Raw genomic sequence first — 11,709 nt, forward strand, 5'->3', positions numbered from 1 at the left:
GGCTGAAATGCTCTAGGCCAAACGCTTTTCAAAGCGCCATACATTCAGAGTGAAGCTTCCTGATTCGACATAAACGGGAAGAGGAATTTCGCGTGTGAAAATCCAACCGGCCTTGCGGTAGAATGCGGCAGCGCGCTCGTTACCAATGGCGCAGGCCAGCCATGCGGTCTTGGTGCCGTTCTCCAGCAATATTTCCTCTGCATCATCAATCAGGGCTTTGGCGGCACCTTTTCCGCGATAGGCGCGATCAACGAAGAGTTGGTCCAGCTCGTCGCCCTTTATCATATGAAAAGCGGCGACTTTCCCATCCGCCAGCATAACCCTGAAATTGGCCAGATTATCTTTTGCGCGTTTTTCGAGACTTTCAGCCGTCCGTTTCTGTGTGAGTTCGGCAGGCACAATCGCAGCATGGGCATCGTTCCAGCCTTCATGCCAGATACGCACGATATCATTCAGGTGTTCTTCCTGGGCGTTTTGAAAAGAATAAGTCATGAGAATCACCCTGAATTTGAAAATAAAAAAGCCGCTGCAAATCATATGATTGCAGCGGCTTTTTAAAATGAAATGTAAAGAAGATTACTTAATTTTAGCTTCTTTAAATTCAACGTGTTTGCGTACCACTGGGTCATACTTACGTTTGACCATTTTCTCGGTCATTGTGCGGCTGTTTTTCTTGGCTGTGTAGAAATAGCCAGTGCCTTCAGTGGAAAGCATTTTTACTTTGATTGTTGTGGCTTTTGCCATGATGAAGCACCTGATATTTTCAATAAAAAAGACCGGCACACGTTTTCAGCGCGTTTCCGGATTTGAGGCGAACCTACTTATCCGCTGCGGAATGTCAAGCATTAAAGCAATCACGGTAGTTGAGTGGGCTAGAAAACCATCCAGTGAATGGTTTTCCTACGAAACGGGTAGCGGTTCTGCCTTTACTTTGTTCGAACACAGTGCATGTCAGGCATATTCGGTAACCGGTTTGCCATAGCGAAAGCAAAAGGTCGGTGTTTTTGTCACCTTTGACAAAGCAGGATCGTTCTCAAGTCGTTCCAAAGATGATTTGAGAACAAGTTCGGTAATGCGATGGATTCGGCCTTCCGGCATTTCGTCCATACCTATCCATGCAATGCCGGACAGCTCGTCATCGGTTGAACGTGTTGGCGAGACTGTTTCAGAATCACATAAGGCGATAAAGAAACGAGTATCGTAGCGGCGAACCTGTCCGGGCGGTGTGATAGCACGCGCCAGATAACGCGCGTTCAGCGTATCACTTTCAAGTGCGATTCCGGTTTCTTCCTGAGTTTCGCGTAAGGCGCAGGAAAGCAGGGCGCCCGCATGGGGTGTTTTGGCTGCTTGCGCATGGATAAGCGCTTCATCTTCGCTTGGAAGCGCGGCTCTTGACATATTGTCCGAGCGCTCGAAGCGGCCACCGGGAAAGACAAAGAACCCGGGCATAAACACATGTTTCATGGAGCGTCGCCCCATCAGAAAACGCGGGGAGTCGCCAGATGTGTCAACAAGCACAAGAGAGGCGGCAGGCTTCGGGCGTGTATTGGGATAGCGCTTTGGCGCCGGACCATTACCGAAGTCTGGTGCGGTATCGTTAGCCATAATGTGTCGGGTCGATATTCTTGTCTAACGTGCCGTCTTCGCCGTCACCGCCAAAACCGTGCATATGGTTGGCCCATTGAAGGCCGATGACAAAACCTTTCACAGGTTGAAGCACGGCAATAGTCATAAGGACAGCGATTACAGTCCATAAGACTACTTCTGTCCAAGGGGAAAGATCGGTGATGCGGTCAAACATCAAATATGCGCCGACGACGATGTGGCCCACAATAAACAGGTTCAAATAGGCAGGCAGATCATCGGCCCGGTGGTGAAAAATTTCCTCGCCGCAGTTTTCGCAAGCATCGACGGACTTGGCAAAACGGCTAAACAGCCTGCCTTGCCCGCAATTGGGACATTTACAACGCATACCGTTCTTCATCGCCGGCCATAAAGCGCGCCTGTCCTGTGGAGGGTGATTGCCAAAAACCTGAACGTCGGTCATTCGCTTTCCTATCTCTTGCCGCGCTTGGACCTTTTGCCAAACGGTTTACCGGCAGATTTTCTGCGCCTTGCTTTATGAAATGATCGTGTTCTCATGCCAAGGTCACGAGGTTCGGACATCATTTCAAAACGCATGGCACCTGCCATCGGTTGTACTTCGACGACCTTCACTTCGACACTATCGCCCAACCTGTATCCAAGCCCCGATTTCTCGCCAATCATGGCCTGCGCGGTTTCATCGAAATGATAATAATCGTCGCCCAACTTAGATATGGGAACAAATCCGTCCGCGCCAGTCACATTGAGTGTGACAAATAGGCCGGAACTGGTCATGCCGGCGACACGTCCGTCAAAGCTATCGCCGATACGGTCTTCAAGATGCTGTGCAATAAGCCGGTCAATGGTTGAGCGCTCTGCCTGTACCGCACGCCGTTCAGACTGGCTGATGCTGCTGGCAATTTCGCGCAGATCGTCCAGTTCCAACTCCGGCAGCCCGTCTTTCCCGTCACCCAGTGATAAGGCTTCTATGAGCGCGCGATGGACGATTAGATCCGCATAGCGGCGGATTGGCGATGTAAAATGCGCATAGCGGCGTAAATTCAATCCGAAATGACCGTAATTCTCCGGCGTATATTCAGCCTGGCTCTGGCTGCGCAAAACAACGGAATTCACAAGGTCAGCGTGGTCGGTATCTTTGACGCGCTCAAGAATGCCGTTAAAGGCTTGTGGCTTGAGCGCTGCGCCTTGCGCTAGCGGAATATCGAGTGTTTTCAGAAACTCGCGCAATGATTCCTGCTTGGAAAGCGATGGCGCATCATGTGTGCGGTAAACGAGCATTTGCTCGTTTTTCTCCAGCGTTTCGGCCGCGGCAACATTGGCCTGGATCATACATTCTTCGATCAGTTTGTGCGCATCTAGTCGGGCAGGGACGATAACCTTGTCGACGGTGCCATCTTCTTTCAGCTTGATTTTGCGTTCCGGCAGATCAAGCTCAAGCGGCCCGCGTCTGTTGCGGCCAATTTTCATACAGGCGTAGCAATCCCATAATGGCTTGAGAATATCGTCCATTATCGGCGCGGTATCATCATCTGTCGCGCCATCGATTGCTGCCTGTGCCTGCTGATAGGACAGTTTTGCATGGCTCATCATCATAATGCGGTGGAAGCTGTGCTTTGTTTTCTCGCCATTGGCGTCAAACCACATTTTCACCGCCAGCGCAGGCCGATCCACGCCGCCGCGCAATGAGCATAAATCATTGGAAATGCGCTCGGGCAGCATCGGCACGACACGGTCAGGAAAATAGACCGAATTGCCGCGCTTTAAGGCCTCGCGGTCCATTTTGGAGCCAGGACGTACAAAATAGGCAACATCCGCAATAGCCACATAGAGAATAAATCCGCCCTTATTGTCGGGGTCGGCCTGCGCATAAACAGCATCATCATGGTCTTTGGCATCTGCCGGATCAATGGTGATCAGCGGCACATCGCGCCAGTCTTCACGCGGCGCTTTGATTGTTGGCTGTTGAGCCGCTTCCGCCTCATTCAAAACAGCATCGGGGAAAATATGCGGTATACCCTGTGCATGAATCGCAATCATGGACACCGCTTTTTCAGATGACAGCGATCCAATAACGTTCAGAACTCTAGCTGAAGCAAGGCCATAGCGGCCCGTTTTTACAACACTGATTTCAACCAGATCGCCATCCTGCGCATCGCCAAGATTATTCGGCTGAATATCAAGTTCATTTTCTTTGCGCTCAATGGGGATCAGGCGCCAGCTGCCATCGTCGATTTTGCGTACAATGCCGAGTGTTGCCGATTTCGGACGCTCAAGACGCTTGATAACCCGTGCGGAATATTCACCGTCGCCATTGCGGCCAACCCGCGCAAGCACAGTTTCGCCAACGCCTGGAATGATGACTTTCGCACGTGGATTGCGCGGTGTTGTGATATGGACATGCGGGCGCTCGCCCTGCATATCTTCATCCCAATCCTGCGGTTTGGCGACAAGACCGCCATCTTTGTCGCGTGAGATGATTTCCAAAACCGTCGTGCCATTAAGCGCATTGGGTTCGGCAAAGCGTTTGCCGCGTTTCTGGAAGATACCATCGGCTTCCAGTTCTTTAAGAAAGTGCTTGAGTGCAACACGGTCATCGCCTTTCAAATTAAAGGCTTTTGCAATATCGCGTTTGGTTGCCAGATCAGGGTTCTCGCGGATAAAAGATAAAAGCGCATCGCGCGAAGGCATTTTCATGCTGCCTTTGTCGGCGCGCTTCATTGTTTTCGACCGGCTTTTGGCGCGTGAGGATTCGGCTCCAGCACGCGCCTGTTTTCTGGCTTCAAGTTTGGCCCGTCTTTGTGCGCGGGTTTCAGCCATTATGCCTCGTCAGCTGTTTTGGCAGCAGTTTTCTTGGCCGCTGGCTTTTTTGCTGTGGTTTTCTTAGCGGTTGTCTTTTTCTTCGCAGCCGGTTTTTTCTTGGCGGCTGTTTTCTTCTTTGCTGCAGCGCCGCCCACCTTTTTACCGGCTTTTTCGGCACGCTCGGCAATCATGCGCACAGCGGCTTCCAGATCAATGCTTTGCGGATCGGTGTCCTTTGGAATTGTTGCGTTAATCTTACCATGATTGACATAAGGGCCATAGCGGCCGTCTTTAACCGTGATCGGTCCGCCAACCTCAGGATGTTCGCCAAGCTCTTTGAGCGCTTTGGCAGGCGCTGCGCGCCCGCGGCCCGGATTAGCGGCTTTGTCAGCGATAACGGAAACGGCACGGTTAAGCCCGATCGAAAATACTTCATCAACGCTTTCAAGATTAGCATATTTGCCATCATGCAAAACGAACGGACCATAACGGCCAAGTCCGGCAGAGATCATCTTGCCGGTTTCAGGGTGCGCACCAACATCGCGCGGCAATGCAAGAAGTTCGAGCGCTTTTTCATGATCAATTTCTGAAACGCTCCAGCCTTTGGGAATGCCTGCGCGTTTGGCTTCCTTGCCTTCGCCGCGCTGCACGTAAGGGCCAAAACGGCCGGTGCGTAGTGTAATCATTTCCTCGGTAAACGGATCGGTGCCCAACTCTTTCGGACCGTCGGCAAGCGCATCGGCACTGCCTTCACCTTCCTGGCCAAGCTGGCGTGTGAAATTACACTCCGGATAGTTCGAGCAGCCGACAAAGGAGCCGAATTTGCCCAGTTTCAAGCTGAGATTACCCGTGCCGCATTTCGGGCAGATACGCGGATCCGAGCCGTCTTCGCGTTCGGGAAACACAAGCGGTTCGAGACGTTCATTAAGCGCATCCAGCACATTGGTAATGCGCAACTCTTTAGTGCCGTCAATATGCGCGGAAAACTCATCCCAGAACTGACGCAGCACATCTTTCCACTGCAGTGAGCCGTCAGAAATCTGATCGAGCTTTTCTTCCAGCGATGCGGTAAAATCGAACTCCACATAGCGTTCAAAGAAATCCTGAAGGAATGCGGTTACAAGACGTCCCTTTGCTTCCGGCACGAGGGCGCGTTTCTCAAGACGCACATATTCACGGTCTTTAAGCGTTGATAAGGTCGCTGAATAGGTTGACGGCCGACCAATGCCAAGCTCTTCCATTTTCTTGATTAGCGATGCTTCGGAATAACGCGGCGGCGGTGTCGTATGATGTTGTTCAGCCTCAATCTTTTCTTTTTCGCAAGCCTCGCCGGTTTTCAGTTCCGGCAGGCGCTTGCTGTCATCATCTCCATTGTCATCGTCTTTTTTCTGGTCATCCTTATGCTCGGTATAGGCTGCCAGAAAACCTTCAAATTTAACGACCGTACCCGAAGCACGAAGCCCAATTGTGCGCTTTTCGCCATTCGCTTCAATTTCTGCCGTTGTGCGCTCCATCTGTGCCGCTTCCATCTGCGATGCGATGGAGCGTTTCCAGATCAAATCATAAAGCTTGAACTGCTCGTCATTAAGCTTGGACTTGATATCATCAGGCGCGCGCATGAAATCTGTCGGGCGAATAGCTTCGTGCGCTTCCTGAGCGTTTTTCGCTTTTGATTCATAATGGCGCGGTTTGTCCGGCACGAAGTTCGCGCCAAAGCGCTGGCCGATCGCATCGCGCGAACTACTGATTGCCTCCGGCGCCATTTGAACACCATCGGTACGCATATAGGTGATAAGACCGGTTGTCTCGCCGCCTACATCAATACCCTCATAGAGCTTTTGCGCGATCTGCATGGTGCGGGCAGGGGCAAAGCCAAGCTTGGCTGATGCGGCCTGTTGCAGGCTGGACGTTGTAAATGGCGGTGGCGGATTGCGTCGTACGGGTTTTGCTTCAACAGATGTTACTGCAAAAGTGGCGTTTTCCAGCGCGGTTTTGACGGAACCGGCTTCGTCGCCATTCTTCAGCGTCATCTTATTGGTTTTTTTGCCATCAATCGTATTGAGCTGCGCTTCAAAGCTGGCCCCTTGCGCTGATTTTAGATGCGCAATCACGCTCCAATATTCTTCCGGCTTGAAATGCTCGATTTCCGCTTCGCGGTCTGTCACCAGCCGCAATGTCACGGACTGCACACGTCCGGCAGAGCGGGCGCCGGGCAATTTGCGCCATAGAACCGGTGACAAGTTGAACCCGACCAAATAGTCCAACGCGCGGCGTGCCAGATAAGCATCGACGAGCGGCTGGTCGATCTCGCGCGGATTGGCCATAGCGTCGCTCACCGCTTTTTTGGTGATGGCGTTAAACACCACACGGTGAACCGGCTTGTCCTTTAAAGCTTTCTTTTTTGCCAGAACTTCCAGCACATGCCAGGAAATAGCTTCTCCCTCGCGGTCGGGGTCGGTTGCGAGAATGAGGCCATCGGCGTTTTTTACAGCATCGGCGATTTCTTTCAGGCGTTTGTTGGAGGCTGTATCAACCTGCCAGGACATCGCGAAATCTTCATCCGGCAGCACGGATCCGTCTTTCGGCGGCAGATCACGCACATGACCAAAGGAAGCAAACACCTTATAATCCGGGCCTAAATACTTGTTGATTGTCTTGGCTTTTGCAGGCGACTCAACAACGACGACTTCCATAATAAACACTTATCCTGAGGTTTTGGGCCTTAGAGCACCAATCTAATAACTGGACAGCACATGGCTTTGTGAAGGGCGTTGGTCAAGCCCAAAGCATATTATTTACACGATTAGGAAATTATTCTTTTAGCTAAATGCGTCCATAGGTTGTAAAAAATGACATATATGGGGTTGATATACAACTTTAACGATGTATCGTGCGTGACGTGGCGGTAACTTACGTAGTAGCAGCACGTGCAGCGGACTGATATTGATATGATAGAAAACCTTCGTACTGCAAGAATGGAGCGCATCCGTTATATTCAAGCCATGTTGGGGGAGCTGCGTGTTCTGGCAGAAGCCGAACGGTGCGACATGCTCACTTACATGATTGAAATGGCTTATATAGAAAGCAGCGATATTGTGCGCGGACAAAGGCCGGCACAAATTAAACCCTCAACGTTGCGCCACCTCAAGCAAGGAAACTCTGTTGGCTGAGTGACGCTCGATCTGGCCGACTAAATCCATCTCTAATATAATGAGTGCAACCTGTGCTGGTTCAAGGCCGCTATGGGCAATGATATCATCAATGTCTGTCGGTGCCGGACTAAGCAAAGAGATCACAGCCGCGCGCGCATTATCGTCCGGCGGCAAGGTCATAAACTCTTCTTTTTCAAAAAGCCCGATCTGGTGTTGAACGGCATGTTGGCGCGCTTCGCTGACAGGTTTGAGTGCTTCGAGCACATCATCGGCAGACGTAATCAGGGTCGCGCCTTCGCGGATCAGATTATTGGTTCCTTGCGAGCGCGGATCGAGCGGCGATCCCGGAACAGCAAATACTGTACGTCCGAGCTCATTGGCCAGCCGCGCGGAAATCAACGAACCGGATTTTTGCGCTGCTTCAACAACAATAAGCCCCATGGATAATGCGGCGATAATTCGGTTGCGGCGCGGGAAATCACGGGCGCGCGGCTCCCAGCCAAATGGTTTGTCGGTAATAGCGCAGCCTGTGCCGGAAGCGATGATGTCCTGCAGCAGCGGAATGTTTTCAGGCGGGTAGGGCTGGTCAATGCCGCCAGCCATGGCGGCAATGGTGCCGTTTTCGAGTGCTGCCTGATGTGCGGCGCGGTCGATACCGCGCGCAAGCCCTGAGACGATCACATGTCCGGCTTCATTGAGCGCGCTTGCCAGTTGCTGCGCCATCTTGATGCCGACCATTGAGGCATTGCGCGATCCGACGATGGAAATTGTGGGCTTGCTCATGGCGCTGCTATTGCCCATCACCGTGATCAGCGGCGGTGCCAGCTCTGTATAGCGCAGAAGCGATGGATAATCAGGCTCGCCAAGGCCGATAATGCGTGCGCCGAATTTTGCTGTTGCCTCAAGCTCGCGCTCGACTTCATCAAGGCTGGCAATCCGTATAGTACGCTTGCCCCCTGAGCGGGAGGTCATTTCCGGCAGCATTTCGAGCGCTGCACTGGCAGAGCCGCAATGATTGATCAGATCGCGGAATGTTGCCGGTCCCACATTGTCGGAGCGGTAAAGCCTGAGCCATGAAAGCCGTTGCCGGTCGGAAAGTTCGAACTGAGCAGGTTTGGCGTTGCTTTGGCTCTGCTTGTTCAAAATTTAGCCCTTTTTGCCGATTTTGCTTTCCGTGCCTTTCAGCAATCGGGAAATGTTTTCGCGGTGCTTAAAAAACACAATGGCGGTTAAAACCACGAAAAGATAGGCAAGATCATACCGTTCGACCCAAAACAGGCCTGCGGTTGCCGCAACCGAACCAAGCAGGGCGGCCAGGGATGAATAACGCGTGATAAATGCCGTTAGCAGCCAGACAATCGCAAAGGGTGCAAGCACATGCCAGGAAAAGCCAAGGGAAATACCGGCAAAGGTCGCAACGCCTTTACCGCCTTTAAATTTCAGCCACACCGGATAAAGATGGCCAAGGAACGCGCCTAAAGCCGCTGCCATCGCCGCTTCCATGCCAAATAATTGCTTGGCAAGAACCACCGCCAGCGTGCCTTTCAGCGCATCAAGCAGCAGGGTGGCTGCGGCGACTTTTTTATTGCCCATGCGCAGCACATTGGTCGCACCAATATTGCCCGAACCGATAGCGCGCACATCGCCCATACCGGCGGCGCGTGTCAGCAAAAGACCAAATGGAATCGAACCGAGCAGATAACCGCCAATGAGTGCTATAATAATTTCAAACATTGTCATCCAATCTGTCGGCGTAATTTCGAAAAATGTATCGACGGGATCCATTCTAATTTACACCGTATTGAAAAGCTCAAATGCTATAAACGCAAGTACCGGCAACAAAAGTCTTTTGTACACGCCCTGTCAGCCGCGCATCTTCAAAAGAAGTGTTTTTCGATTTTGATTTAAGATCGCTTGTTTTCAAAAGCCACGGCTCGTCAAGATCAACGATTGCAAAATCTGCTGCCGCGCCTTTTCCAAGCGTACCGGCCTCAAGCCCGAGACGTTTGGCGGGGTTGGTGGACATGGCCGCAATTAACGTTGCCAGTGTGATCTGGTTGGCATTAACAAGGCGAAGTCCGGCGGCAAGCAGGCTTTCAAGCCCGACCGCACCATCGGCGGCCTCTGCAAAGGGCAGGCGTTTTGTGTCCACATCCTGCGGGTCATGGTCTGATATGATCACGTCGATTGTGCCATCGGCCAATGCGCTTACCATTGCCTGACGGTCATCTTCTGATCGCAGCGGCGGCGACAGTTTAAAGAATGTACGGTATTCGCCAATGTCGTTTTCATTGAGCGCCAGATGATTGATGGATATGCCTGCGGTGACGTTCAGACCTTCGCTTTTTGCCACACGCATCGCGTCTGCACTCATCGCGCAGGAAATTTTTGCCGCATGATAGGCACAGCCCGTCAGCCTTGCCAGACGCAAATCACGTTCAAGCGGCAGAAGTTCGGCTTCGCGCGGTATACCGGATAACCCGAGCCATGAGGCAAACAAGCCTTCATTCATGACACCATTGCCTGCAAGATCCGCATCTTGCGTTGTATGCGAAATAAGAGCGCCGAAATCACGCGCATAGGTCATGGCGCGGCGCATAATGGCAGCATTGGCAATTGTCTGGCGGCCATCGGTAAACATAACCGCGCCTGCATTGCGCAGGATTCCCATTTCGGTCATCTCGACGCCATCAAGCCCTTTTGTGATAGCGGCTGACGGCAAAATACGGGTGATTGCTGTCTCTAACGCTGTCCGCCGTATAAATTCGACCAGCTGAACATCGTCAATAACCGGATTTGTATCCGGCATCATGACGAGCGAGGTAACGCCGCCTGCCGCTGCTGCTTCGGATGCCGAAGCGATTGTTTCTCGGTGCTCACCGCCCGGTTCGCCAATATGCACACGCATATCGACAAGCCCCGGAATGACTGTCATGCCGCGCAAATCGTATACGTCAGCTCCTTCGGGCGCACCCTGATTATGAGCATCCGCACCGGCAGCAGCGATGACGCCATCTTCAACAATGACTGCGCCGACTTCATCAATGCCCCGAGACGGGTCGACAATGCGGCCATTGGTGTAGACTTGTGTGCCTTTTGAAACTGTGACGCTCATAGGGCACCGCCATTGTTTTTCGCAGGATCAAGCAGCGCTTCCATAACGGCCATACGTGCCGCGACCCCCATTTCGACCTGTTCTTCAATGACCGATTGCGGTCCGTCCGCGATTTCCGATGCAATTTCGACACCGCGGTTCATCGGGCCGGGATGCATGACCAGCGCATCGGGTTTCGCAAGGCTGAGTTTTTGCGCATCAAGACCAAAATGGCGGAAATATTCTCGGATAGAGGGTACAAATGCACCGGCCATGCGCTCGCGCTGCAAGCGGAGCATCATGACAACATCAACATCTTTCAAGCCGGTTTCCATGCTTGTGTGAACATCAACGCCCATATGTTCAATACCGGCTGGCATAAGCGTCGACGGTCCGACCACGCGGACATGCGCGCCCATAGTGTTGAGCAATATAATATTTGAACGTGCCACACGGCTGTGCAGAACATCGCCGCATATGGCGACTGTCAGCCCGTCAAAGCGTCCTTTGGCACGGCGGATCGTCAGCGCGTCAAGCAATGCCTGTGTCGGATGTTCATGTGCGCCGTCGCCCGCATTGATAACAGCGCATCCCACTTTCTGGGAGAGCAGGGCAGCAGCGCCTGCCGCCTGATGGCGAATGACCAGAATATCAGGACGCATGGCGTTAAGCGTCATCGCCGTGTCGATCAGTGTTTCACCTTTTTTGACCGATGAAGAGGCAACCGACATATTCATAACATCAGCGCCAAGGCGCTTGCCTGCCAGTTCGAACGAGGCTTGGGTGCGGGTTGATGCTTCAAAAAAGAGATTGATCTGGGTCAAACCTCGGAAGACCGACTTTTTCTTTTCGCGCTGGCGCGAAAGAGCGACGGCTTCGTCGGCCCGGTCAAGCAGGCATAAAATGTCAGGAACGTTCAAACCGGCAATGCCAAGCAGATGGCGGTGCGGGTAGACGGGAAAGGGCGCTGAATTTGTCATCTTAAAGTGGTGCAATAGGGCTAAAAACTTGTCGCTGCAACCTTCAAGGTGAACACATCACCACAAATTCGATATATGA

10 protein-coding genes are annotated in these 11,709 nt (G+C 52.3%); all 10 read right to left on the minus strand.

Annotation, left to right across the window (positions count from 1 at the left end; translation table 11 throughout):
• Nucleotides 1-12: 12 nt before the first annotated feature.
• Nucleotides 13-492, minus strand: a complete 480-nt coding sequence (locus tag SU32_RS07215) for a GNAT family N-acetyltransferase (protein ID WP_053998732.1) — start codon at nt 490-492, stop codon at nt 13-15.
• A gap of 84 nt (nt 493-576) precedes the next feature.
• Nucleotides 577-744, minus strand: a complete 168-nt coding sequence (gene rpmG, locus SU32_RS07220; protein ID WP_053998733.1) for a 50S ribosomal protein L33 — start codon at nt 742-744, stop codon at nt 577-579.
• Nucleotides 745-951: 207 nt separating this feature from the next.
• Entirely contained in the window at nt 952-1,605 is a 654-nt protein-coding gene (locus SU32_RS07225) for an NUDIX hydrolase (protein WP_053998681.1), read from the minus strand.
• Nucleotides 1,598-2,047 (minus strand): DUF983 domain-containing protein, encoded by a 450-nt coding sequence (locus SU32_RS07230; protein WP_053998682.1) that lies wholly within the window; start codon nt 2,045-2,047, stop codon nt 1,598-1,600. Before SU32_RS07230 ends, SU32_RS07225 begins: the two co-directional genes overlap by 8 nt.
• An 8-nt stretch (nt 2,048-2,055) precedes the next feature.
• The gene (gene rnr / locus SU32_RS07235) at nt 2,056-4,323 is read right to left on the minus strand and encodes a ribonuclease R (protein ID WP_053998734.1); all 2,268 of its coding nucleotides are present in this window, start codon (nt 4,321-4,323) and stop codon (nt 2,056-2,058) included.
• A gap of 98 nt (nt 4,324-4,421) precedes the next feature.
• Nucleotides 4,422-7,097, minus strand: a complete 2,676-nt coding sequence (gene topA, locus SU32_RS07240) for a type I DNA topoisomerase (protein ID WP_053998683.1) — start codon at nt 7,095-7,097, stop codon at nt 4,422-4,424.
• A 435-nt stretch (nt 7,098-7,532) separates the two neighbouring features.
• Nucleotides 7,533-8,699 (minus strand): DNA-processing protein DprA, encoded by a 1,167-nt coding sequence (gene dprA, locus SU32_RS07250; RefSeq protein ID WP_053998685.1) that lies wholly within the window; start codon nt 8,697-8,699, stop codon nt 7,533-7,535.
• A gap of 3 nt (nt 8,700-8,702) precedes the next feature.
• Nucleotides 8,703-9,341: a glycerol-3-phosphate 1-O-acyltransferase PlsY gene (gene plsY, locus SU32_RS07255; protein WP_144421063.1), complete on the minus strand. Its 639-nt coding sequence runs from the start codon at nt 9,339-9,341 to the stop codon at nt 8,703-8,705.
• Nucleotides 9,342-9,366: 25 nt separating this feature from the next.
• Entirely contained in the window at nt 9,367-10,671 is a 1,305-nt protein-coding gene (locus SU32_RS07260) for a dihydroorotase (protein ID WP_053998686.1), read from the minus strand.
• Nucleotides 10,668-11,630, minus strand: coding sequence for an aspartate carbamoyltransferase catalytic subunit (locus SU32_RS07265; RefSeq protein ID WP_053998687.1), 963 nt, complete (start codon nt 11,628-11,630; stop codon nt 10,668-10,670). Before SU32_RS07265 ends, SU32_RS07260 begins: the two co-directional genes overlap by 4 nt.
• Nucleotides 11,631-11,709 lie beyond the last annotated feature (79 nt).

This window comes from Ahrensia marina, assembly GCF_001293565.1.
GTDB classification, from domain to species: Bacteria; Pseudomonadota; Alphaproteobacteria; order Rhizobiales; family Rhizobiaceae; genus Ahrensia; species Ahrensia marina.